Source organism: Streptomyces sp. NRRL S-1813 (assembly GCF_000719605.1).
GTDB lineage: Bacteria > Actinomycetota > Actinomycetes > Streptomycetales > Streptomycetaceae > Streptomyces > Streptomyces decoyicus.
Genome location: NZ_JOHB01000021.1, coordinates 100,980 through 125,275 on the forward strand (window position 1 = coordinate 100,980; position 24,296 = coordinate 125,275).

The following is a 24,296-nucleotide window of genomic DNA, read 5'->3' on the forward strand; positions in this document are numbered from 1 at the left end:
GCGCGTTCCCCCGGACCAGGGAGCGCGCCGTACCCGTCCGCCGCACTCAGTACGTCAGGCCGTGACCGATCCGGTAGAGCGGCTGTGCCGGGGCGTCGGCGCGCATTATCGCGACCGGCAGTCTGCCGGCCGGGTCCCGTCGGCCGGCGATCACCCGGGCCGCCGCCCGGAGCTCCACATCCGTCCAGGAGTAGCTCGCCAGGGCCGCCCTGACCCCGTCCAACTGGGCGATGTCATAAGGGTTGCGGACCGCCAGCTGCACCACCGGCTTGCCCGTGGCCAGCAGCGCGGCGACCAGCTTCCGCTGGCGGGAGTCCGCGCTCACGTTGTACGTCGCCACCACCACCGCGTCCCGCTCGCCGAGCGCCGCCACCGCCTCGTCGATCTGCTGCTGGGTCGGCAGCATGCCCGTGGAGAGTGCGGTGGCCGTGAAGCCGAGCTCGGTGAGGGCCTTCGCCAGGACCGTGGTGGGCGGGCCGCCGGTGCCGGACGGTGCGGCCGCGTCGACGCCCGCCACCAGCACCCGGCGCTCCCGTCGCCGGGACAGCGGCAGGATCCCGGCGTCGTTGCGCAGCAGGGTGGTGGTGCGGTCCGCGATCCGGTCCGCGGTGGCGAGATGACCGCGGGTGCCGACCACCCGGTCCACCGCGCGAGGGGTGGTGTACGGGTCCTTGAACAGTCCGCGCCGCTCCTTGAGCAGCAGGATGCGCATCAGCTTGGCGTCGATGTCCCGCTCGCTCAGCTCGCCCTCCGCGACCGCCTTGAGGACGGCGGCATGCGCGACGGCGAGGTCCGGAGGGTTCAGCAGCTGGTCGACACCGGCCTTGAGGGCGAGTACCGGCACCCGGGCGTCGCCGTACTTCTTCCGTACGCCCTCCATGCCGAGGGAGTCCGTCACCACCACCCCGTCGTAGCCGAGGCGTTCGCGCAGGATGCCGGTGAGGATCGGACGGGAGAGGGTGGCCGGGTCCTCGCTCGGGTCGAAGGCGGGCACGACGATATGCGCCGTCATGATCGAATCGATGCCGGCGGCGATCGCGGCCCTGAAGGGCGGCGCGTCCAGCCGCTCCCACTCCTCGGCGGTGTGGTGGATGTACGGCAGCCCGATATGGCTGTCGGTGTCGGTGTCGCCGTGCCCGGGGAAGTGCTTGGCGCAGGCGGCGATCCCGGCGCCCTGATAGCCCTTCACCTCGGCGGCGACCATACGGGCGACGGCCTGCGGGTCCGCGCCGAAGGAACGGACGCCGATGACCGGGTTGGCGGGGTTGACGTTGACATCGGCGTCCGGCGCGTAGTCCTGCCGGATGCCCATGGCGTACAGCTCCTGGCCGGCGATCCTGGCCGCCGTGCGCGCATCGTCACGGGAGCCGCCCGCGCCGATCGCCATCGCCCCGGGGAGGAGCGTGGCGGGCGCGCCGACCCGGGCCACTATGCCGTGTTCCTGGTCCGTGGAGATCAGCAGCGGGACGGGGACGCGCTGGGCGGCCCCGGCCTTCTGGATGCCGTTGGAGAGATCGGCGATCTGGTGCGGATCACGGGTGTTGTGCGCCCAGCCGAAGTAGATGATGCCGCCGACGTGGTATTTGGCGATCAGCTCGGCGGCGTCGGCGACCCCGATCTCCTTGCGGTTCGCGTCGGCGTCGGCCGGGTCGGGGTCGGTGGCGGAGTGCCCGTAGACCCGCATGACGAAGAGCTGGCCGGCCTTCTCCTCCGGTGACATACGGGAGATGAGGCGGCGCAGCCGGGCCCGGGTGGCGGCGGAGGGTGCGGGGGCGGAAGCGGGGGAGGACTGGGGTCCGACGGCGGGCGCCGTGGCGTGTGTGGGGGCGGCGCCCGCGGCAGCGGCAGCGGCAGCGGCCGCCGCTGCCGCGGAGGTCAGGACGGTACGTCTGGAGTGCATGTGCGCTCCTTCCGGAGGGCTTCCTCGGCTCATTGAAGGAAACTTCCAAGGAGACACGGATAGCCGGAAAACTATTGTCGGTCAATGACACGGTCCGTGGTGGCGCTCAGGTATTGCGGGGCGGGCGGGGATATGTGATGGGGCGTCGGGCGGGGGCGCCGGGCGAGGGGCCCGCGGTCAGGAGGCGGCGGTGGACCGGCCGAGGAGCCGCTGGAGATGCTCACGGCCCGGGACCAGAAGGCCGGGGAGGTCGGCCGCCTCCGGGAACCAGCGCTTCTCGTACTCCCAGCACAGCCAGCCGCCCGACCCCTGGTCGTAGGTGCCCTCCGGAGCCGGCACCGGGCCATGGGCGCCCGCGGGCTCCCGGCCGAGGGTGCCCAGGGCGGCCGCCAGCGGCAGGGCGCCGGCCCCGAGCGGGAGGGGAGTGCGCTCCTTGGCCGAGGCGACGTCCTTGACCTGCACATAGCCCAGGTGCGGGGCGAGTGCGGCGTGGGTGTCGACGGGCTCCTCGCCGCCGAGCCAGCTGTGCAGCACATCCCAGAGCGCCCCGATCCGGCGATGGCCCACCAGGCCCAGAACGCGGGCGGCGGCCGCGCCCGTACCGTGCGAGTCATGGGTCTCCAGCAGGACCCGGACACCCCGCTCGGCCGCCAGCGGCGCCACCGCGGCGAGCCGTCGGGCGGCATCCGCGTCCGCCTCGGCCGCCGGGCGGCCCTCGCCGCCGGGGAAGACCCGGACATACGGCGCCCCCAGATCGGAGGCGAGGAACACCAGCTCGGTCAGCTCATGTGCCAGCGCTTCCTCGTCCGCCGCGTCCCGGGCGGCGGCCACCTGGGCGTATCCAGCCACCGCCAGGATCTCCACGCCGGCGTCCGCGAACTGTCCCCGCACCGCGGCGCGTTCCCGCATCCCGATCAGCGGATGCACCGGTTCCTCCGGATGGGCGCGCAGCTCCACCCCCTGATACCCGGTCCCGGTGGCCAGCCGCAGCACCTCGGGCACCGGCATCCCGGGCACACCGAGGGTCGAAAACGCATACCGCATCGCGGGGGTCCTGCCGTCCGCGCGGTCCATGGGGGCCATGCCGGCGCTCCTTCGTGTCGCTTACGTCATCGCTGTCCTTCCGTCCTTCCCGCCCTGCCCGCCTTCATCGCCCCTCTCACCCGCCCCGTCACCCACGGCCTCACAGCCCCAGCCGCCAGTCCTGGCCGACCAGGTCCTGTCCGAAGCTGTGGTGCGCCGACTCGGCGACCAGCTCGAATCCGGCCCGCTGATAGATGCCGCGGGCCGCGCCCAGGACGGAATTGGTCCACAGCACCATCTCGTCGTATCCGGCGTCCCGGGCGAACTCCACGCAGGAATCCACGAGTTGACGGCCCACCCCGTGGCCGCGGGCGCCGGGCTCCACGAGCAGCAGCCGCAGCCGGGCGACCCCGGGCCTGCCGTCCCGTACGCACATCACCGCGCCCACCCGCTCCCCGCCCAGCTCCGCTATCCAGGTGCGGTCCCACCGCGGGTCGAACTGCTCGGCGTACTCCGCGACGATCCGGGCCACCAGCGCCTCGTAGCTCAGATCGAAGCCGTACTCGGCGGCGTAGAGCGCCGCGTTGCGCTCCACCATCCAGCCCAGGTCCCCGGGGCCGGACGTGCGCAGCCCGACCTCGGGGGCACGGTCCTCGGCGCCCTGCTCCGCCCCCTTGCCGAGCAGGGCGCGGATGGTCCGCATCGAGTCCACCAGACGGGCCCGGTCCGCCGCCGGCAGCCGCTCCAGCAGCGACCCCGCGGCGTCCTGGGAGCGCTCCTCCAGCAGGCCGGCCGCCTCCCGGCCGCCCTCGGTCAGCGTGATGCGCTGCCGCCGGGGATCCTGCTCGGACTTGCCGCGGGTGATCAGCTCACGGCCCTCGAACCTGCCGAGCAGCCGGCTGAGATAGCCCGCGTCCAGCGACAGTGAGGCGCGCAGGTCGGCGGCGTCCACCCGCGGATGGTTGGCGACCTCGTAGAGCACCCGGGCCTCGGTGAGGGTGAACGGGGTGTAGAGATGGCGCCCGTAGTCGAGGGCGCCGATCAGGTTCGTATAGAAGCGGTTGAACCGGCGCAGCTCGCGGACGTCGGCCGCGGCGTCGGGTCCTGCGTCGCGCGCCGCGCCGGTCGGCGGTGCGGACGTCGTGGCGGATGGTGTCCCGGTTGGCATCGTCGCCCCCTCACCCTTGACTGAGTCAAGGATACGCGGAGGCCGGCCGCCACCGCCAGGACCGGTGGAAAACTCCGTCCCGCGGGTTTCGTCCGGCCGTCCGGCTCATAGGTTCCTGACCTAAGAGCGCGACTCCCATCTCGGAGAGGGGACGGGCCGTGGCAGACACGACCGTACGCATCGCCATGAACGGCGTGACCGGGCGCATGGGGCAGCGCCAGCATCTGGTCCGCTCCCTCCTCGCCCTGCGGGATCAGGGCGGCCTCGAACTCGCCGACGGCACGGTGATCCGGCCCGAACCGGTGCTCGTCGGCCGCAGCGCGCACAAGCTGCGGGCACTGGCCGAACGGCACGGCCTGGCGCACTGGAGCTGCGACCTCGACGCCGTACTGGGCGACGACACCATCGGCCTCTACTTCGACGCGCAGGTCACCGCCGCCCGCGAGGAGGCCGTGAGGAAAGCGATCGCCGCCGGAAAGCATCTCTACGTCGAAAAGCCCACCGCCGGCAGCCTCGCGGGCGCGCTGGAACTGGCCCGGCTGGCCCAGGAGGCGGGCGTCAAGAACGGCGTCGTCCAGGACAAGCTCTTCCTGCCGGGCCTGCGCAAGCTACGCCGCCTCGTCGAGGGCGGCTTCTTCGGACGCATCCTGTCCGTACGGGGCGAGTTCGGCTACTGGGTCTTCGAAGGCGACTGGCAGCAGGCACAGCGCCCCTCCTGGAACTACCGGACCGAGGACGGCGGCGGCATCGCGGCCGACATGTTCCCGCACTGGGAGTACGTCCTGCACGAACTGTTCGGGCCGGTCAGAACCGTCCAGGCGCACCTGGCCACGCACCTCCCACGCCGCTGGGACGAGTCGGGCACCCCCTACGAAGCCACCGCCGACGACGCCGCATACGCCCTCTTCGAGCTGGCCGGCGGCATCGTCGCCCAGATCAACTCCTCCTGGGCGGTCCGGGTGCACCGCGACGAACTGGTGGAGTTCCAGGTCGACGGCACCGAGGGCTCGGCCGTCGCCGGACTGCGCCACTGCCGGGTCCAGCACCGTGCCCACACCCCCAAGCCGGTGTGGAACCCCGACCTTCCGGCCGCCGAGCCGTTCCGCGCGCAGTGGCAGGAAGTCCCCGACAACGACACCTTCGACAACGCCTTCAAGACGCAGTGGGAGCTGTTCCTGCGGCATGTCGTCCGCGACGAGCCCTGGCACTGGGACCTGGCGGCGGGCGCCCGCGGCGTCCAGCTCGCCGAACTGGCCCGGCGGTCCTCGGCGGAGGGCCGCCGCCTGGACGTACCGGAGCTGAGCCGGTGAACGCGCCCGCCGGCCCCGCCTCGTCCGCGGCGGACTCCGCGCCCCGGTCCGCTTCCGCGCGGCCCCCGCTGCGCTCCCGTACGGTCCTCGCCGCCGCCCATGTGGTCGCCGATCCGCGCGCCGGCACCAGCCCGGACGGCCCCGCCGCCGTCGACTGGGACGCCACCCTCGCCTTCCGGCGCCACCTGTGGTCACACGGCCTGGGCGTGGCCGAGGCGATGGACACCGCACAGCGCGGTGCGGGCCTGGACTGGGGCGCCGCCGCCGAGCTGATCCGGCGCTCCGCCGCCGAGGCCCGGGCGGTCGGCGGCCTGCTCGCCTGCGGCGTCGGCACCGACCAACTGCCGTCGCACGGCGCTTCCCTGGCCGACGTCCGCGGCGCGTACGAGGAACAGCTCGGATTCGTCGAGGACGCCGGCGCCCAACCGGTGCTGATGGCGTCCCGCCAGCTGGCCGCGGCCGCCACCGGACCGGAGGACTACCAGGAGCTCTACGGCCACCTCCTGCGCCAGGCCGCCCGGCCGGTGATCCTGCACTGGCTCGGCCCGATGTTCGACCCGGCGCTGGCGGGCTACTGGGGCAGCGCGGACCCCGACGCCGCCACGGAGACCTTCTTCGCGATCATCGCCGGCCACCCCGCCAAGGTGGACGGCGTCAAGGTCTCCCTGCTGGACGCCGGCCGGGAGGTACGGCTGCGCCGCCGGCTGCCCGGGACGGTGCGCTGCTACACCGGCGACGACTTCCACTACCCGGAGCTGATCGCCGGCGACGACCACGGCTTCAGCGATGCACTGCTGGGCATCTTCGACCCGCTCGCCCCGCTCGCCTCCGAAGCCGTAGGCCTCCTGGACGCCGGGGACACCGCGGGCTTCCGGGCCGTCCTGGACCCCACCGTCGCGCTCTCCCGGCACCTCTTCCAGGCGCCCACCCGCCACTACAAGACCGGCATCGTCCTGCTGGCCTGGCTGGCGGGCCACCAGTCGCACTTCACCATGGTCGGCGGTCTCCAGTCGGCCCGCTCCCTGCCGCATCTGCGGCGCGCCCACGAACTCGCCGACGGGCTCGGCCTGTTCCCCGACCCGGAGCTCGCCGCCCACCGGATGCGCACCCTGCTCGCGGTGTACGGGGCGGAGGACGCATGAGCGACGGCACGCCCTCCCTCCTCGACCGGCTCAGCCTCAACCAGCAGACCCTCCGGCAGTGGTCGCTGCCCGAACTCGCCGACGGCTGCGCACGGGCGGGCGTACGGGGCGTGGGCCTGTGGCGCGGGCCCGTGCAGGAGTACGGGGTGGCCGCGGCCGCCCGGCTCGTACGGGACGCCGGGCTGCGGGTCACCAGCCTGTGCCGGGGCGGGTTCTTCACCGCGCTGGACCCGGGCGAGCGGGCCGCGGCCCTGGACGACAACCGGGCAGCCGTCGACGAGGCGGCCGCCCTCGGGACGGACACCCTGGTCCTGGTCTCCGGCGGACTGCCGACCGGCAGCCGGGACCTTCCCGGCGCCCGGGAGCGGGTCGCCGACGCACTGGGCGAGTTGGGCCCCTACGCCGCCGAGCGGGGCGTACGGCTCGCGGTCGAACCGCTGCACCCCATGTACGCGGCGGACCGCTGTGTGGTCTCGACGCTCGCCCAGGCGCTGGACCTCGCCGAACGGTTCCCCGCCGAGCAGGTGGGCGTGGTCGTGGACACCTACCACCTGTGGTGGGACGACACCGTCGGCGCGCAGATCGGCCGCGCCGGCGGCACCGGCTCGGACAACGGTTCGCGGATCGCCGCCTTCCAGCTCGCCGACTGGGTCACGCCCCTGCCCGAGGGCGTCCTGCTGGGGCGCGGGCAGCTCGGGGACGGCGTGGTGGATCTGCGCTGGTTCAGACAGCGGGTCGAGACGGCCGGCTACCGGGGGCCGGTCGAAGTGGAGATCTTCCAACCGGCACTGTGGGCGCGGGACGGCACGGAGGTACTGGCCGAGATCGTGGACCGCTTCCTGACGCACGTCGGCTGACGAGAGATGCGCCGGACGACGAGAGGCGCGCGTCCGACGAAGAGAGGCACGTCGGCTGACAGGGGACGGGCCGGATGACGAGGGAAAAGCGCACAGCGGGTACCGGAGAAATAACTCAGCGGATGCGCGCAACCGTTGGCCGTCCACAAAGGTCATAGCTGACGCTGGTCCCGAAAGGGGAGGGGCCCGGGGGGGGACCCGGGGCCGGCACGGAGGGGGGAATCGAGGGGCCCGACCAACGGACGGGCCCCTCGATGGGGAGCCGGTTCTCCCGCCTCCCGGCGCGGTGTCAGACCCTGGCGGTACGGTCGGTCCATGGTCAACGCAGCCGTGGTGGAAGGGGTCCTGGAGCGGATCACCTACGCCAACGAGGAGAGCGGCTACACCGTCGCGCGGGTCGACACGGGGCGCGGCGCGGGCGATCTGCTGACCGTCGTCGGCGCGCTGCTCGGGGCGCAGCCGGGCGAATCGCTGCGCATGGAGGGCCGCTGGGGCTCCCACCCGCAGTACGGCAAGCAGTTCACCGTCGAGAACTACACCACCCTCCTGCCCGCGACGATCCAGGGCATCCGCCGCTATCTGGGCTCCGGCCTGATCAAGGGCATCGGACCGCGCATCGCCGACCGCATCGTCGAACACTTCGGCACGGACACCCTCGAAGTCATCGAGAACGAGCCCGGCCGTCTGGTGGAGGTGCCCGGCCTGGGCCCCAAGCGGACGAAGATGATCGGCGCGGCGTGGGAGGAGCAGAAGGCCATCAAGGAGGTCATGGTCTTCCTCCAGGGCGTCGGCGTATCCACCTCCATCGCCGTGCGGATCTACAAGAAGTACGGCGACGCCTCCATCTCCGTCGTCCGCAACGAGCCCTACCGCCTGGCCGCCGACGTCTGGGGCATCGGCTTCCTGACCGCCGACCGCATCGCCCAGTCCGTGGGCATCCCGCACGACAGTCCGGACCGGGTCAAGGCGGGCCTGCAATACGCGCTGTCGCAGTCCACCGACCAGGGCCACTGCTTCCTCCCCGAGGAACAACTGATCGCCGACGCCGTGAAGTTGCTCCAGGTGGACACGGGCCTGGTCATCGACTGTCTCAGCGAGCTGGCCGCGGACCCGGAGGGCGTGGTCCGCGAGAAGGTGCCGGGCGGCGCGGACGGAGCGCCGCCCGTGACCGCCGTCTACCTGGTGCCTTTCCACCGCGCAGAGATCTCCCTGGCCGGCCGGCTGACCCGGCTGCTGCGTACGGACGAGGACCGGATGCCGGCGTTCCGGGACGTCGTCTGGGACAAGGCGCTCGCCTGGCTGGCGCGCCGGACGGGCGCCGAGCTGGCCCCCGAGCAGCAGCAGGCGGTGCGGCTGGCGCTGACGCAGAAGGTCGCGGTGCTCACCGGCGGGCCGGGCTGCGGCAAGTCCTTCACCGTCCGGTCCGTCGTCGAGCTGGCCCGCGCCAAGAAGGCCAAGGTGGTGCTGGCGGCGCCGACGGGCCGGGCGGCCAAACGGCTCTCGGAGCTGACCGGCGCGGAGGCCTCCACGGTCCACCGCCTCCTGGAGCTCAAGCCGGGCGGGGACGCCGCCTATGACGCGGAGCGGCCGCTGGACGCCGATCTGGTGGTCGTCGACGAGGCCTCGATGCTGGACCTGCTGCTTGCCAACAAGCTGGTCAAGGCGGTGCCGCCGGGCGCCCATCTGCTGCTGGTCGGGGATGTCGACCAGCTGCCGTCGGTGGGCGCGGGCGAGGTGCTGCGCGATCTGCTCGACGGGGGAGGGGCCGCGCGAGGGGGGTCCCCCCGGACGGAGTCTGGGGGAGTGTCGGACAGGGGTGGTGGTCGGGTGGCGGGAGGGACGGTGCCGGCGGTCCGGCTCACCCGGATCTTCCGGCAGGCCCAGCAGTCCGGGGTGGTCACCAACGCCCACCGCATCAACTCCGGCGTCCCGCCCCTGACGACCGGCATGACGGATTTCTTCCTGTTCGCCGAGGACGACGCCGAGGAGGCCGCCCGGCTGACGGTGGATGTCGCGGCCCGCCGGATCCCGGCGAAGTTCGGCCTCGACCCGCGCCGGGACGTCCAGGTGCTCACCCCGATGCACCGCGGCCCGGCCGGTGCGGGCGCCCTGAACGGCCTGCTCCAGCAGGCCGTCACCCCCGCCCGCCCCGATCTGCCCGAGCGCCGCTTCGGCGGCCGGGTCTTCCGCGTCGGCGACAAGGTCACCCAGATCCGCAACAACTACGAAAAAGGCCTCAACGGCGTCTTCAACGGCACGGTCGGCGTGGTCACCGCCCTGGACTCCGACGAGCAGCGGCTGACCGTCCGCACCGACGAGGACGAGGAGATTCCGTACGACTTCGACGAACTCGATGAACTCGCCCACGCCTATGCCGTGACGATCCACCGCTCGCAGGGTAGTGAGTATCCAGCGGTGGTGATTCCGGTCACCACCAGTGCCTGGATGATGCTTCAGCGCAATTTGCTGTATACCGCTGTGACCCGGGCAAAGCGCTTGGTGGTCCTGGTCGGCTCCCGCAAGGCCCTGGGGCAGGCCGTCCGCACGGTATCCGCCGGTCGGCGGTGTACAGCGCTCGATCACCGGCTCGCCGGTGCGATGTGAGGTCACCCCTCTTTCCTATTCGGGGCGAAGGGGGGCAGGATGGGCACTCAGACGGCACTGAGTGCCGCAGACAGGCTCTATAGCCGACCCCGAGTGCACAACCAAGGCCCAAATGGGGGAAGGTATAGGCAGTCAGGGCACCTCGAAGAAGAGGCACAACGTCGGTGAGGGATGACGTGAGCGACAACTCTGTAGTACTGCGTTACGGGGACGGCGAATACAGCTACCCGGTCGTCGACAGCACTGTTGGCGACAAGGGCTTCGATATCTCGAAGCTTCGCGCCCAGACCGGTCTGGTGACCCTGGATTCCGGTTACGGCAACACCGCGGCGTATAAATCCGCGATCACCTATCTCGACGGTGAGAACGGGATTCTTCGCTACCGCGGCTACCCGATCGAGCAGCTCGCAGAGCGCAGCACGTTCGTCGAGACCGCGTACCTCCTCATCCACGGTGAGCTGCCCACCGTCGATGAGCTGGCGAACTTCAAGCAGGACATCACGTACCACACCCTGCTGCACGAGGACGTCAAGCGCTTCTACGACGGTTTCCCCCGGGACGCCCACCCGATGGCGATGCTGTCCTCGGTCGTCAGCGCGCTGTCGACCTTCTACCAGGACAGCCACAACCCGTTCGACGAGCAGCAGCGCCACATCTCCACGATCCGGCTGCTGGCCAAGCTCCCGACGATCGCGGCCTACGCGTTCAAGAAGTCGGTCGGCCACCCGGTCGTCTACCCGAGCAACGACCTCGGGTACGTCGAGAACTTCCTGCGTATGACCTTCTCGGTGCCCGCCGCGGACTACGACCTCGACCCGGTGGTGGTCAGCGCCCTCGACAAGCTGCTGATCCTGCACGCGGACCACGAGCAGAACTGCTCCACCTCCACGGTCCGCCTGGTCGGCTCCTCGCAGGCGAACCTCTTCGCCTCGATCTCCGCCGGCATCAACGCCCTGTGGGGCCCCCTGCACGGCGGTGCCAACCAGTCCGTGCTGGAGATGCTGGAGGGCATCCAGCGCGACGGCGGCGACGTCGACAACTTCATCCGCAAGGTGAAGAACAAGGAAGACGGCGTGAAGCTCATGGGCTTCGGGCACCGCGTCTACAAGAACTTCGACCCCCGCGCGAAGATCATCAAGGCGGCGGCGCACGACGTCCTCTCCGCTCTCGGCAAGTCCGACGAGCTGCTGGACATCGCCCTCAAGCTGGAGGAGCACGCGCTCTCCGACGACTACTTCGTCGAACGCAAGCTCTACCCGAACGTCGACTTCTACACCGGCCTGATCTACCGGGCCATGGGCTTCCCGACCGAGATGTTCACCGTGCTCTTCGCGCTCGGCCGGCTGCCCGGCTGGATCGCCCAGTGGCACGAGATGATCAAGGAGCCCGGCTCCCGCATCGGCCGCCCGCGGCAGATCTACACCGGTGTCGTCGAGCGCGACTTCGTGCCGGTCGAGGAGCGCTGACGGCCGCCCTTCGAGGGCAGCCCTGACGAGCGCAACGAGAAAGCGCCCCGCCTCCGGATCCCCCCACGGGTCCAGAGCGCGGGGCGCTTCCCCTATCCCGGCTGGATTCCCCCCACGGGATCCCTCCGGGTGTTCCGGGTTGCACCGCGATCTGCCGGGACGCGCACATTCGGGAGGGCCGCTCAAAGCTCCCCGGGCGCGTCGCCCCGGCCACGCGTAGCCGGGCACGATCCCCCAAGATCGGCACGGCTGTTGCAGTGCAAGCCCCGCCGGGGTGCCTGCACTGCCCGGTTAGACTCACGACCCCCCTCAATGGTTACGTTCCGATGAGTGTGATCTGGGTCTCTTGCCATATAGGGGCGAATGCGGTCAAGGGCCTCGATCTGGAGATCGAGGCCCTTCGGTATGGGTGTTGTGTCAGTTGTAAGGGCTGTGTGAAATTTCGCGGGCGCGGGCCGCTGATGGCCGCGGAGGTCGCGGAGCGCCCCTGTGTACCGCGAGCCCGGCCTGCGCCGCGCATGGCGGAACCCGAAGCCGGGATCAGGCCGCCTGACCCACGAGTTCGTAGCCGGCCTCGTCGACGGCCGCGCGCACGGCGTCCTCGTCCAGCGGGGCCTTGGATGTGACGGTCACCAGGCCGGTGGCCGCGACCGCCTGCACCGAGCTGACCCCGGCGAGCTCGCCCAGCTCGGACGACACCGCCCCCTCGCAGTGGCCGCAGGTCATGCCCGTGACCTTGTAGGTGGTGGTCACCTCGCCGGCCTGGACGTCGGTGCCGCCGGAGTGGCAGGAGGCTTCGGGGGTGCAGCAGGAGCTGTTCTCTGCCATGGGGGATTCTCCTTGTGGTGCCGATGTGTTCCGTGTGGTGCCAAGTGTCGGGGCGCCGCAACGCACGGCGAGAGGTCCCGGCAGCTGCCGGTATCTCCCGACCCTGAGCACTCTATACCCCTAGGGGGTATCGATCCAGGCTCCGGCACGCCCATCGCGTTGCTGCGGGCGCCACCTCGCGTCAGCCTTGGGGTACGGGCTCGGGGCGGATCCGAGGAGGCGGCCGTATGGACGTACTCGCCCTCTACGGCCTGCTGGTGCTCACCACGCTGCCACCACTGGTCCCCAACTCCGCCCTGCTTGTCACGACCGGAGTACTCGCCGCCCGGGGTGAGGTGTTCCTCCCCCTGATCCTGCTCATCGTCGGAGGCAGCGCACTGCTGGGAGGCCTCCTGATGTACCTGGCCGCCAGGCGGTTCGGCGCGCCCGTACGCGCCTGGATGCGCCGCAAGCCCCGCCGCGAGGCACTGCTGGAATGGACCTCGCGCCGGATCCAGCGCTACGGCCTGCCCTTCGTGATCGCCATACGGTTCCTGCCCAGCGGGCGGATCACCGGCGCCCTGGCCTGCGGCGTGCTGCGCTACCCGGTGCGCAAGTACGTCCTCGGCGCCGGAATCGCCGAGGCGACCTGGGCGACGTACTCGGTCGGACTCGGCTACCTCGGCAGCGCCACCACCGGCCGCCCGCTCTACGCCGCCGGCATCGGCTTCGGCGTCTCCTGTGCGGTCGCCGCGGTCGGCGCCGCGATCCAGTGGGCCGCCCGCCGCCGCACCCTGCGCGAACCGTCGGAGGCGAGCGGCGAGGGCGAGAGCGGCGGGACCTCCAAGGGGGGCGACGGGGAGACGGGGGAGGGGTGGGGCGGCCGGGCCTCATCTGCGGCGACGTGACGGGGTGAGAGGTGGGGCGGGCGCGGCGATTCCGGCGCCACCGCGCCGTCGTTGCCGCCCTGTTGCTGGCGGGCGCCGGAGCGATTGTCAGTGGGTGCCCTTACAGTCCAGGCATGACGTTGATTACGGAGAGTGATGACTCGGCTCTGTCGCGGGTGCGGATCGAGCCGTGGACGGCGGCAGACCTCGATCTGCTGCGCAGGACCAACGCACCGGAGATGACCGCCCATCTGGGCGGCCCGGAGACCGAGGAGCAACTGCTCGCCCGGCATACGCGCTATCTCGACCTCCGCGGAGCGGGGCAGATGTTCCGGATCGTCCTCGACCCGGAGGGCACGGTGGCCGGGTCCATAGGCTTCTGGGAGCGGGAACAGCAGGGGGGGACGGTGTACGAGACGGGGTGGGGCGTGCTGCCCGAGTTCCAGGGCCGGGGCATCGCGGTGGCGGCGGCGCGCGAGGTCATCGCGGCGGCCGGGGCCGAGGGCCGGCACCGCTCGCTGCATGCCTTTCCGTCGGTGGAGCACGCCGCATCCAACGCGGTCTGCCGCAAGGCCGGGTTCGCCCTCGTCGGAGAGCGCGCCTTCGAGTATCCGAAGGGGCACATGATGCGCTCCAACGAGTGGCGGCTGGACCTGAGCGCCGCGGCGGGCCCCGCACCGTCGGACCGTGCCGGCGAGGGGAGTTGAGGGGCGGGAGGGCGTGATGAAGGAGACGTCAGGAAGTCGGGGTCGCTCACGCGCCCGGAGCCGCTCCACCGGCGGGGGCCCGGACATCCGCCACGGCGACCGGCTCGCCGGACCGTCGCGAACGCTCGCACGCCTCGGCGACATAGAGCGCCTCCAGCGCCTCCGCCGGGGAGCACGGGCTCGGCACACGGCCCGCCACGACCTCGGCGAAGACGCCCAGTTCGGTGACGTATGCGTCGTGGAAGCGCTCCATGAACGTGGCGTACGGGTCGGCGGCCCGCTGCCACGACAGCTTCGCCTCGGCCGACGGCAGCGGCGCCCGGTCGTCAAGGCCGACGAAGCGGGCGCCCTCGGAGCCGCAGACCTCCAGGCGGACGTCATGGCCCGCCCCGTTGTAGCGGGTCGCCGTGACGGTGGCCAGGGTGTCGTCGTCAAAGCGCAGCAGCGCCGCGCAGGTGTCCACATCGTCACCGTCGGCGAAGAAGGGCGCGCCGCGGTTGGCGCCCTGGGCGTAGACCGAGACCACCTCGCGGCCGGTGAGCCAGCGCAGGATGTCGAAGTCATGGATGCTGCAATCCCGGAACAGCCCGCCGGAGGTGGGGATATAGCCGGCGGGCGGCGGCGTCCGGTCGCTGGTGCAGGCGCGCAGGGTGTGCAGCCAGCCCAGCTCCCCGGAGTGCAGCGCCTCGCGGGCGGCGCGGTAGCCCGCGTCGAAGCGACGCTGGAAGCCGATCTGTACGGGCACGGTGCCGGCCTGCGCCCGCTCCACCACACCGACGGTGCCGGGCACGTCCAGTGCGACCGGCTTCTCGCAGAACACCGGCACTCCGGCGTCCAGGGCCTGGTGGATCAGGGCGGCGTGGGCGCTGGTCGCGGCAGTGATCACCACGCCGTCCGGACCGTCCGCGTACATCTCCTCGATGCTCGCGGCGGCCCGTACACCGAGGGTCTGTGCCAGTGACGCGGCGCGGGCGGTGTCCACATCCGCGACCACGATGTCCGTGACGCCCGGGACGCTCCGCAGGGTGTGGGCGTGGAACGCGCCGATGCGCCCGGTGCCGATCAGACCGATCTTCATGCCTCGGGTCCTTTCCGGAAGTACGGAGGGCGAAGAGGGAGGGGGAGGAGGGAGGGGAGGGCGGGAGGTGAGGCGGGAGGGGGAGGGAGACGTCCGCCACGACTACTTGGAACGGTCCAACGCTCGCCATCACCGGCACCCTGCATGTCCTGATGTCCGCATGTCAACCGCTCTACAGGGAAGCAGTGGTGCATTGAGGCCCACCCGCTCCCATGGATTGACGCTCACCCGCCCCGATGGAAGGATTTCCGGCTATGGAACGGTCCAACCAGCGAGCCCACGGACGGCCCGGAGAGCGGTCCGGAGGCGGGTCCGGACAGCGATCCGGAGAGCCGTCCGGCGACAGGGCCGGAGAGCGACCGGGAGCGCGAGCGGGAGCGGACCGGCCCCCGACGATCCGTGGTGTCGCCGAGCGCGCGGGCGTCTCCAAGTCGCTGGTCTCGCTCGTATTGCAGGGCTCGCCGCGGGTCAGCGACGCCAAGCGGCAGGCCGTGCTGGAGGCCATCGAGGAGCTGGGCTACCGGCCGAACGCCGCGGCCCGCAGCCTTGTCGCACGCCGTACGCACACCGTCGGCGTGCTGCTGAACGATATGCGCAACCCCTGGTTCGTCGAGGTGCTCGACGGCCTGAACTCCCTGCTACAGGCGCACGGCCTGCGCATGCTGATGGCCGACGGCCGACTGGACCGGCGGGCCGGCCAGGATTTCGCCCGTACCTTCCAGGAGCTGCGGGTCGACGGCATCGTCGTCGTCGGCACGCTCCCGGACACCGATGGTCTCGCCGAGGTCGCCGAACGGCTGCCGACCGTCATCGCGGGCAACCACGAACCCCGGCTGCCGCGCGTCGACCTGGTCGCCAACGACGACGAGCGCGGCGCCCGGCTCGCCACCGAGCACCTCATCGGCCTCGGCCACCGACGGATCGCCCATATCGCCGGGCAGGGGCTGGTCGGCGAACTCCGCCGACGTGGCTTCGAGTCCGCCGTACGCGCCCACGGCATGGCGGCGAGCGCCGTAGTGGAGAACGGCGACGGGACCGAGGAAGGCGGCTACCGCGCCGCCGTCCGGCTGCTCAACCCGTCGCGTGGCTCCCGGCGCCCCGTCGCCGAACGCCCCACCGCCGTCTTCGCGTTCAACGACATCTCCGGCGTCGGCGCACTGTCCGCCGCCCAGGAGCTGGGCCTGGAGGTCCCCGCCGACCTCTCCCTCGTCGGCTACGACAACACCTACCTCGCCCGTATCCGCCACCTCTGGCTGAACTCGGTCAACAACGCCAGCCACGAGGTCGGCCGACGGGCGGCGCGCTGCCTCCTGGACCGTATGGAACGCCCGGACGCCCCGGCCGGTCAGCAACTCGTGGCCCCGGAACTGGAGATCAGGGGCTCGACGGCACCGCCCCGACCCGTCTGACCCCCGCGCAGGCTCAAGTCCCTGCGCCCGTACGTCCCTATGCCTGTACGTCCCTATGCCTGTACGTCCCTAGGCCTGTACATCCCTGCGTCTGTGCGTCCCTTCGCGCCGCAGCTCGTGGTCCACCGCTCGCAGCAGCGTCAGCAGCATCCTGTTCAACGGGGTGGCGATGCCCTGCCGTTCACCGGCCCTGACCACCGCGCCGGTGAGGAACTCGTGCTCCAGGGGGCGGCCCGCGAGGCGGTCGTAGAGCATGGAGGAGCCGCCGTCCGGAGGTGCGGTGGCATACAGCTCCAGCGTCCTGGTGATGTCCGCCTCGCCGATCTCCGCGCCCTCGGCGCGCGCGACGACGGCCGCCTCACGCAGCAGATCGCGGGTGAGCGCGGCCATCTCCGGGTCGGCGAGAATCCCTATCCGCTGCTGGAGCAGGGCGGTGATCGGATTGGCCGCGAGGTTGGTGAACAGCTTGCGCCAGGCGGCCGTGGTGAAGTCGGCGACGCGGTGCACCCGCAGCCCGCTGCCGTCCAGCACGGCGGCGAACCGGTCCGCCAACGGGCCCTCGGGAACATGCAGTTCACTGGCGACGTGATGCAGGATCCGGCCGGGCGCGGTGCGCTCCGCCGAGATGTAGACCACGGTGGGAAGGATGCGGGTGCCCCGGGGAACGAGCGGAGCGACGCGCTCCTCCAGGCCGATGCCGTTCTGAAGCACCGCGACGGCCGTGTCCCGGCCGCACAGCCGCCGCAGCCAGCCCTCGGCGCCCGCGGTGTCCTGCGCCTTGGTGGTCAGCAGCACCCAGTCGACCGGCGTCACCTGTGCCGGGTCGGTGACGATACGTACCGCCGCGGGCCGGACCGTGCCGCCGCTCTCGACGCTGAGACTCTCCAGCGGGCTGCGGACGCACAGCGTGACGTCGAGACCGGCCCACCGGGCAAGGGCGGCGGTGTAGCCACCGATCGCGCCGCCGCCGATCACCGCGATCCGGGCGGGCGCCGCTGCCTGGGGTTTCTGGGGCATACCTCGATCGTAGAGCCGGGAAGGCGTGGCGGGCGGTGTCGCCCGGCCCCCGGCATCGCCTGGCAGCGTCCGGGGCCGCCGGGGCCACCGGGGGCCGCCGGGGCCCGGTCCGGTCCGGTGGCGCTCAGCGCCGGCCGCGTTGGCCCGGCCGCCGGGCCACCCACGCTCTGACCGTGTCGGCGAACCAGTACGGTTTCCCGCCCTCCACCAGATCCGGTTCGGGCAGCAGCCCGTGCTTGCGGTAGGAGCGCACGGTGTCCGGCTGCACCTGGATGTGCGCGGCGATCTCCTTGTACGACCAGAGCTTGCGGTCGGTCATCTCTGCCACCTCCTGAGCGCCGTTCGCAGGGTCGGCCCGGGGGAACCGGCAGGGGGCTGCGTACGGCCTGGTGATCACTCACCCTGTGCCTGGACAACGACACCGAGTAACCATCGGGGAGGGGCTGTTGATCGGCTGTGACGGAAACCCCGCGTAACGGTGACAGCCGTGACGCGGGGCGGATGGCTGTGACGGGGGCGGGACGGTCCGGAACCGGGTCGGGGCAGCTCGGAACCGGGGCGGGGTGGTCCGGAACCGGGGCGGTGAGGGGCGGGGCGGGGCGGGGGGGCGGGGGGGGGGGGGGGGGGGGGGGGGGGGGGGGGGGGCCCGGACCGCCGAGCCGCCGGACCGCCGGACGCGGATCAGGCGTAGAGCGCGCGCCAGGTCTTCTTGTCGACCTTGCCGTTGGCGGTCAGATGGTGCCGGGCCTGGAACTTCTTCACCGCGGCCCGGGTCTTGGGACCGAAGTACCCGGTCACATCTCCCCAGGGGAGATAGCGGCGGTTCGCCAGCAGGCACTGCACCTGCGAGACGCGGTCGCCGCGCTGACCGTAGACCGTGAGGGCGTTTCCGTTGTAGTACGCGCAGGCGGCCAGGGTGCCGGGCCGGCCACCGGCCGGACTGTCGGCGGACGCCGGGCCGGTGAGCAGTCCGGCGGTCAGCAGCCCCGCGGTTGCGGTGAGGACGGCCGTGCGCTTGACGGCATGGCTGAGAGCATTGGCATTCACGAATTCCACCGTTTCCCCCGTTGGATGTGATTCCACCCGTTCTGACGACGGGGGAGCGGTTCGCGGTTCCGCCGACGGCCCATCACTTTTCGTACGCCGGTGGCCGCTCCCGTCGCCGACGGCTCCCCTTCGGCAGCGTCCGTTCGGCGCCGTCACGCCTCGCTCGTCGCCGCCTTGCGCAGCTCGTGCTCCAGGTCCTCCAGTGCCAGCCCCTTCGTCTCCGGTGCGTACCGCTTGCAGAACACCAGGGACAGCACACACATCACGCCGAAGAACCAGAACGTGGTGCCGGCGCCGACCGCGTCGAGCAGCAGCGGGAAGGCGAGCGCCACCGCGAAGTTGACCAGCCACATCACGAACACCGCGGCGCCCATGGCCAGTCCGCGCACCTTGAGCGGGAACATCTCGGCGAGCAGCAGCCAGACACCCGTGTTGAGGGTCGCCTGCATGAAGGCCATGTAGAGGACCATCAGACCGAGAACGAGGAAGCTGACGGCGGTCGAGTGCGGCAGGCGGAAGGAGGCGCCGAGCAGGGCGAGCGAGACGGCCATCCCGGCCAGACCCGTGAGCAGCATGGGCCGCCGGCCGACCCGGTCGATCAGGGACATCCCGATCGCGGTGGCCAGGACCGAGATCACGCCGACCGCGATGGTGGCGGTGATCGAGGCGCCGGTCCCCAGACCGGTCGACGCCAGGATCTTGGGCGCGAAGTAGACCACGGCATTGACGCCGGTGATCTGCTGGACGGCCGCCAGACCGATGCCGACCAGCAGCAGCCGGCGTATCCACGGGGTGCGCAACTGCTGCCGGCCGCCGCGCCGGGCATCGGCCTCCAGGGCGCGGGCACGGTCGATACGGGCCAGTTCGGCGGGGACGTCCTCGGCGGGCAGCGTACGGTGCAGCACCCGGGCCGCCTCGTCCGTCCGGCCCTTGCTGATGTACCAGCGCGGGGTGTCGGGGAGGAAGAAGAGCCCGACGAACAGCGCCACGGCGGGCAGCGCCGCAAGGCCCAGCATCCAGCGCCAGGCCGCCCAGTGCGCCAGAACGGCGTTGATGAGATAGGCGAGCAGCTGACCGCTGACGATCATCAGTGAGTTGAACGAGACCAGCCGGCCGCGGATGTGCGGCGGCGCGATCTCGGAGAGGTAGAGCGGGGTGATGACGGAGGCGCTGCCGACGGCCAGGCCGAGAACGAAGCGCGCCACCGTCATCAAGGGGACACTCGGGGAGAGCGCGACGGCCAGCGCCCCGCCGATGAACACGGAGCCCGCCCACAGCAGGGAGTTGCGCCGGCCCAGCGCATCGGACATCCGGCCGCCGATCAGCGAGCCGAAGGCCGCGCCGATCAGCAGCGCGCTGGTGATGATGCCCTCGCCCAGGGAAGTGAGGCCGAAGTGGCCCTCCACGAAGGGGAGGGCGCCGGAGATCACTCCGGTGTCGTAGCCGAAAAGGGCGCCGCCGAGGGCGGCAATGGCAGCGATGCCGACGATGAAGCGCTTGGCGCTGCGGGTCCGCGCACTCTCGCGCGGACCGGCGGGCGCCACCTGGCTGGTCGGAGCGGCCACCGTCAGCTCCGGTACGCCTTGCCGGCCGACCCGGCGGCCGGGGCGGGGGAGCGGCGCAGGGGTATGGGGCGGCCGGGGTGGAGCGGGGCGGCATCGAGGACTACAAGCATGGTGCGGGGCCTTTCGGTGGAGCGGGCCTTGCGGTGGAGCAGCTTTCGGTGGATCAGGAGCGGCGCTGCCTCGGGGCTCGGCGGGCCGGGGTTCGGCGGGATGACGTGGGCCGGTGACGGGCCGAGCCTCGGTGGGACGGCGGGGTTGGTGACGGGCGCGCCTCTGCGTGGGACGGCGGGGTTGGTGACGGGCGCGCCTCTGCGTGGGACGGCGCGGGCCGGTGACGGGCGCGCCTCAGCGGTACCGCGCGGGCCGCCGACAGGCCGCGCCTCGGCGGTACAGGTACAGCGCGCCTCAGCAATACAGCGCGGGCCGCTCGATCAGCTCGACGGCCACCCGCTCGCCGGTGGTCTGCGCCCGCACACCCGCCTCGCACACCGCCGCCGCGGCATAGCCGTCCCAGCAGCTGGGGCCCTCGACCTCGCCGCGCCGGGTGGCGCTCACCCAGCGCTGCACCTGCCGGTCGTAGGCCTCCTCGAAGCGCTCGACGAAGCCGGGGGGAACGGCGCCGCCCCAGCGGCCCGCGGCATTGCTGAAGACTCCGTGGTCGTCACCGATCCGGGCGGTGCCGCCCTCGCAGACCGCCTCACAGCTGACCTGGTAGCCAAAGCCGCAGTTGACGAAGATTTCGGTGTCCACGACCTGGCCGCCCGCGGTCTCGAAGAGGATCAGCTGCGGGTCGCTGAGACCCTCCGGGGCGTTGCCGGTGGGGGTCGGGCGCAGCACGCGGACCGCGGTGATCTCCTCCTCCAACAGCCAGCGGGTCACATCGATCTCGTGCACCACCGAGTCATTGATCATCATCGCGTTGGTGAAGCCGGGCGGGGTGTCGGCGTTGCGGTGCTTGTTGTGCAGCATCAGCGGACGGCCGTAAGTGCCCTGATCCAGAAGGGACTTGAGGGTGCGGTAGTCCGCGTCGTAACGGCGCATGAAGCCGACCTGGACACGGCGGTGGCCCAGCGCCTGCTCGGCCTCCAGCACACGCAGTGCGGAGGCGGCGTCCGGCGTCAGCGGCTTCTCGCACAGCACGGGCAGGTCGCGCGCGAAGGCATCCAGCAGGGTCGCCTCGTGCGCGGGGCCCGGGGAGGCGATCAGTACGGCGTCCACCTCGGGGTCGTCCATGGCGGCGGCCGGGTCGGTGTACGCGGTGCACCCTTCGATGCCGTCGGCGAGGTCCTTGATGCGTGCCGCATCGATGTCGACCACCGCGGCCACCCGGGCGCCGCTGATCACCTCGTTGATCCGGCGCACATGGTCGGCGCCCATCCGGCCGGTGCCGATGACCGCCACGCCGAGCACACCGAGCGTTTCGTGCGAAGTCATGTCGTCCTCAAGTCCTTACGTGCTACAGAGTGTGATGTACCCTCGGAACTGATTACGCTCCGTAATCGTTGCCGGGGTGTGAGGAGGCGTCGTGAGGCATACGCATGCGAGCCATACACGCACAAGACGCACGCAGCAAGGCACCCACGAGGCGCGCCCATCAAGGCGTGCACTTCCATCAAGGCGTGCACCTTCAAGGCGTGCACCTTCGTCAAGAGGTGCACGCGCGCGAGGCGCGCGCATGCCGGGCCCGCGGATCGAGGCGCACGCGTACCGCCCTCGCGTACCGCCCCCGCATGCCGCCCTCCGCGCGTCGAGGCGCGCGCAGGCGGCGCGCCTGAGGCGCACGCGGACGTGGTGCGCTTGAGGCTGCGCATGGGGCCGCGCATGAGGCGCAGGCAGCTCAGGCGCCGCAGGAGCGCAGGAAGCGGCGGGTGCGGTCGGCGATCGGGAACGGCTGGTCGGGCGGGCAGGGGTACATGTCCTGCTCGACGATGGCGAAGAGATCGACATCCAGTTCCTGGGCGGCCTGGAGGACGGGCGGCAGTGCGGGCACGCCGAGCGGCGGTTCGCACATCACGCCCTGCTTGACGGCCGGGCCGAACGGGGTGCCCTTGGTGACGACCTCATCGAGGATGTCCGGGTCGACCTGCTTGAGGTGGAGGTAGCCGATCCGCTCGCCATAGGTGCGGATGAGCTTGACGCTGTCGCCGCCGCAGTAGGCGTAGTGGCCGGTGTCCAGGCAGAGGTTGACCAGGTCGGAGTCGGTGACATGCAGGAAGCGCTCGACGTGTTCCTCGGTGTCGATATGGGTGTCGGCGTGCGGGTGGACGACGATGTCCAGCCCGAACTCGTCCCGGACCCGCTTGCCGAGCCGCTCCATGCCGGTGGTCAGATGCTTCCACTGCTCGGTGGTCAGCTCGCGCGGCTCGATCTCCTCGGCGGTCTTGTCGTCCCGCCAGAAGGACGGGATGACGACGAGGTGCCCCGCGCCCATCGCCTGGGTGAGGGTGGCGACCTCGGAGACATGCGCCCAGGTCTTGTCCCATACGGACGGGCCGTGGTGCAGCGAGGTGAAGATCGTGCCGGCCGAGACCTTCAGGCTGCGGCGGGCGATCTCGTCGTGCAGGACGGCGGGGTCGGTGGGCAGGTAGCCGTACGGGCCGAGCTCGATCCACTCGTAACCGGCCTCGGCGACCTCGTCCAGGAAGCGCTGCCAGGGGACCTGCTGGTCGTCGTCGGGGAACCAGACTCCCCACGAGTCGGGTGCGGAGCCGATGCGGAGGCGGTCCAGGACGGGCGGGGCGGCATGGGGAACGGACATGCTGCGGCTCTCCTCTCGCCGGTCGGCGGTGACCGGGAGGCGCTGGGGTGGGTCGTGGGGCACAGCCTCTCTGGCGCCCCGGGGAGTGTCAAGACTTCGTCCTGACATAAGGACTTAAGGACTTTGTCGTGTGTGGTGCGCTCGGAGGTGCGCCCTGAGGGGCGTCCGGAGGTGCGTCCGGAGGTCCGCTCTGGGGTGCGTCCGGAGATGCGCCCGGGGCGTGCGCCCGGGGCGGGCACCTTTCGGGTGGAGTGGGTGGGGTGGGTGGATTTTGTGGACGGTGGGTGGGGTGATTCTCCGGTCCGGGGTGGAGTCTCGGGGCTCGGCCTGGCGGCTGGTCGACGTCAGTATGTAAGGACAAATTGTTGACAGGGTCTGACTCTCCCCGTTAGACCTTTCCTCGGAGCCGAACCCGCCGAACCTGCCGTGCCGGCCGACCCGAAGGGGCGCACATGACCGAGCCGTACGACCTGATCACCATGGGCCGCATCGGAGTCGACATCTACCCGTTGCAGACCGGTGTGCCGCTGGCACAGGTGGAGACGTTCGGGAAGTTCCTCGGTGGTTCGGCCACCAATGTCGCGGTCGCCGCGGCCCGGCTCGGCAGGCGCAGCGCGGTCATCAGCCGTACCGGAAGCGACCCGTTCGGCGACTATCTCCACCAGGCGCTGCGCGACTTCGGCGTGGACGACCGCTGGGTGACGCCCGTCGACGCCTATCCGACGCCGGTCACCTTCTGCGAGATCTTCCCGCCGGACGACTTCCCGCTCTACTTCTACCGGCGCCCCAAGGCCCCCGACCTGGTCATCCGCCCCGAAGAGCTCGACCGGGACGCCATCGCGGCCGCCCGGATCTTCTGGATCACCGGTACGGGGCTGTGCGAGGAGCCCAGCCGAAGCGCCACCCTCGCCGCGCTGGAGGCCCGCGCCAAGAGGGGCACGACCGTTTTCGACCTCGACTGGCGGCCGATGTTCTGGGGCGGCGTGGGCGGCGCCTCCGGGGACGGCGGGGCGAGCGGTGCCGCGGCGATGGCCACCGCCCGCCCGTATTACGAGGCGGCCCTCCGGCACGCCACCGTGGCGGTCGGCAATGTCGACGAGGCCGAGGTCGCCACCGGACTGCGTGATCCCCAGGCCTGCGCCCGGGCGCTGCTGGACATGGGCGTCGAACTCGCCGTCATCAAGCAGGGCCCCAAGGGCGTGCTCGCCGTGCACCGCGACGGCCGCACCGCCGAGGTCCCGCCCACCCCCGTCGAGGTCGTCAACGGTCTGGGCGCCGGCGACTCCTTCGGCGGCTCGCTCTGTCACGGGCTGCTGGCGGGCTGGGACCTGGAGCCGATGATGCGCTACGCCAACGCCGCCGGCGCCATCGTCGCCTCCCGCCTCGCCTGCTCCTCCGCGATGCCCACGGCCGACGAGGTCGACGCGTTCCTCGCGGGCCGGTGATCCCCGATGGCCACATCCGCCCCCGTGGCCGCATCCGCTCCTGCGGCTGTGTCCGCCTCTGTGGCCGCACCCGCCCCCACGGCCTTCCCCACCTCTGTGGCCGCAC

Annotated in this window: 20 protein-coding genes; 9 read left to right on the forward strand and 11 right to left on the reverse strand. The window is 71.6% G+C overall.

Annotated features, from left to right (window positions below):
• Positions 1-46: 46 nt before the first annotated feature.
• The 3 genes from IF67_RS0125795 to IF67_RS0125805 all read right to left on the reverse strand — a co-directional run bounded on the left by IF67_RS0125795 (position 47) and on the right by IF67_RS0125805 (position 4,091).
• Positions 47-1,900, reverse strand: a complete 1,854-nt coding sequence (locus tag IF67_RS0125795; RefSeq protein ID WP_030989520.1) for a glycoside hydrolase family 3 protein — start codon at positions 1,898-1,900, stop codon at positions 47-49.
• Between the two features lie 177 nt (positions 1,901-2,077).
• The gene (locus IF67_RS0125800; protein WP_030989523.1) at positions 2,078-2,944 is read right to left on the reverse strand and encodes a sugar phosphate isomerase/epimerase family protein; all 867 of its coding nucleotides are present in this window, start codon (positions 2,942-2,944) and stop codon (positions 2,078-2,080) included.
• A gap of 139 nt (positions 2,945-3,083) precedes the next feature.
• A complete protein-coding gene (locus IF67_RS0125805) occupies positions 3,084-4,091 on the reverse strand; it encodes a bifunctional helix-turn-helix transcriptional regulator/GNAT family N-acetyltransferase (protein ID WP_234341327.1) in 1,008 nt (335 codons plus the stop codon).
• Between the two features lie 185 nt (positions 4,092-4,276).
• Here IF67_RS0125805 and IF67_RS0125810 point away from each other — a divergent pair, with 185 nt between their 5' ends.
• From IF67_RS0125810 to IF67_RS0125830, 5 genes are all read left to right on the forward strand, one after another.
• Positions 4,277-5,401 carry a Gfo/Idh/MocA family protein gene (locus IF67_RS0125810; protein ID WP_030989526.1) on the forward strand — a complete coding sequence of 375 codons (1,125 nt, stop codon included), beginning with the start codon at positions 4,277-4,279 and terminating at the stop codon, positions 5,399-5,401.
• A gap of 68 nt (positions 5,402-5,469) precedes the next feature.
• Entirely contained in the window at positions 5,470-6,543 is a 1,074-nt protein-coding gene (locus IF67_RS0125815) for a dihydrodipicolinate synthase family protein (protein ID WP_037839856.1), read from the forward strand.
• A complete protein-coding gene (locus tag IF67_RS0125820; RefSeq protein ID WP_030989532.1) occupies positions 6,540-7,400 on the forward strand; it encodes a sugar phosphate isomerase/epimerase family protein in 861 nt (286 codons plus the stop codon). The genes IF67_RS0125815 and IF67_RS0125820 overlap by 4 nt, the downstream gene beginning before the upstream one ends.
• 315 nt (positions 7,401-7,715) lie before the next feature.
• A complete protein-coding gene (locus tag IF67_RS0125825) occupies positions 7,716-10,004 on the forward strand; it encodes an AAA family ATPase (RefSeq protein ID WP_030989534.1) in 2,289 nt (762 codons plus the stop codon).
• Positions 10,005-10,180: 176 nt separating this feature from the next.
• Entirely contained in the window at positions 10,181-11,470 is a 1,290-nt protein-coding gene (locus IF67_RS0125830) for a citrate synthase (RefSeq protein WP_030989536.1), read from the forward strand.
• Positions 11,471-12,010: 540 nt separating this feature from the next.
• Here IF67_RS0125830 and IF67_RS0125835 read toward each other — a convergent pair.
• Positions 12,011-12,298, reverse strand: coding sequence for a heavy-metal-associated domain-containing protein (locus IF67_RS0125835; RefSeq protein WP_030989538.1), 288 nt, complete (start codon positions 12,296-12,298; stop codon positions 12,011-12,013).
• Between the two features lie 227 nt (positions 12,299-12,525).
• Here IF67_RS0125835 and IF67_RS0125840 point away from each other — a divergent pair, with 227 nt between their 5' ends.
• Both IF67_RS0125840 and IF67_RS0125845 read left to right on the forward strand, forming a co-directional pair.
• On the forward strand, positions 12,526-13,185 hold the full coding sequence (locus tag IF67_RS0125840) for a DedA family protein (RefSeq protein WP_030989539.1): 660 nt from the start codon (positions 12,526-12,528) through the stop codon (positions 13,183-13,185).
• A 113-nt stretch (positions 13,186-13,298) separates the two neighbouring features.
• The gene (locus IF67_RS0125845; RefSeq protein WP_078889631.1) at positions 13,299-13,871 is read left to right on the forward strand and encodes a GNAT family N-acetyltransferase; all 573 of its coding nucleotides are present in this window, start codon (positions 13,299-13,301) and stop codon (positions 13,869-13,871) included.
• Positions 13,872-13,917: 46 nt separating this feature from the next.
• On the opposite strand, the gene IF67_RS0125850 is transcribed toward IF67_RS0125845, so the two are convergent.
• Positions 13,918-14,949, reverse strand: coding sequence for a Gfo/Idh/MocA family oxidoreductase (locus IF67_RS0125850; protein ID WP_030989543.1), 1,032 nt, complete (start codon positions 14,947-14,949; stop codon positions 13,918-13,920).
• Between the two features lie 254 nt (positions 14,950-15,203).
• Here IF67_RS0125850 and IF67_RS0125855 point away from each other — a divergent pair, with 254 nt between their 5' ends.
• The gene (locus IF67_RS0125855) at positions 15,204-16,358 is read left to right on the forward strand and encodes a LacI family DNA-binding transcriptional regulator (RefSeq protein ID WP_030989545.1); all 1,155 of its coding nucleotides are present in this window, start codon (positions 15,204-15,206) and stop codon (positions 16,356-16,358) included.
• Positions 16,359-16,427: 69 nt separating this feature from the next.
• On the opposite strand, the gene IF67_RS0125860 is transcribed toward IF67_RS0125855, so the two are convergent.
• The 6 genes from IF67_RS0125860 to IF67_RS0125885 form a co-directional block, all read right to left on the reverse strand.
• Positions 16,428-17,375, reverse strand: coding sequence for a 2-dehydropantoate 2-reductase (locus IF67_RS0125860; RefSeq protein WP_051818598.1), 948 nt, complete (start codon positions 17,373-17,375; stop codon positions 16,428-16,430).
• A gap of 124 nt (positions 17,376-17,499) precedes the next feature.
• A complete protein-coding gene (locus IF67_RS0125865) occupies positions 17,500-17,694 on the reverse strand; it encodes a helix-turn-helix transcriptional regulator (protein WP_030088067.1) in 195 nt (64 codons plus the stop codon).
• 362 nt (positions 17,695-18,056) lie between these two features.
• On the reverse strand, positions 18,057-18,422 hold the full coding sequence (locus IF67_RS0125870; protein ID WP_030989550.1) for a peptidoglycan-binding domain-containing protein: 366 nt from the start codon (positions 18,420-18,422) through the stop codon (positions 18,057-18,059).
• 152 nt (positions 18,423-18,574) lie between these two features.
• A complete protein-coding gene (locus tag IF67_RS0125875; RefSeq protein WP_030989552.1) occupies positions 18,575-19,987 on the reverse strand; it encodes a sugar porter family MFS transporter in 1,413 nt (470 codons plus the stop codon).
• Positions 19,988-20,392: 405 nt separating this feature from the next.
• The gene (locus tag IF67_RS0125880; protein WP_030989554.1) at positions 20,393-21,421 is read right to left on the reverse strand and encodes a Gfo/Idh/MocA family protein; all 1,029 of its coding nucleotides are present in this window, start codon (positions 21,419-21,421) and stop codon (positions 20,393-20,395) included.
• Positions 21,422-21,824: 403 nt separating this feature from the next.
• On the reverse strand, positions 21,825-22,745 hold the full coding sequence (locus IF67_RS0125885) for a sugar phosphate isomerase/epimerase family protein (RefSeq protein WP_030989556.1): 921 nt from the start codon (positions 22,743-22,745) through the stop codon (positions 21,825-21,827).
• A 452-nt stretch (positions 22,746-23,197) separates the two neighbouring features.
• Between IF67_RS0125885 and iolC the strand changes: the two genes are divergently transcribed.
• Positions 23,198-24,190: a 5-dehydro-2-deoxygluconokinase gene (iolC, locus tag IF67_RS0125890; RefSeq protein WP_030989557.1), complete on the forward strand. Its 993-nt coding sequence runs from the start codon at positions 23,198-23,200 to the stop codon at positions 24,188-24,190.
• Positions 24,191-24,296 lie beyond the last annotated feature (106 nt).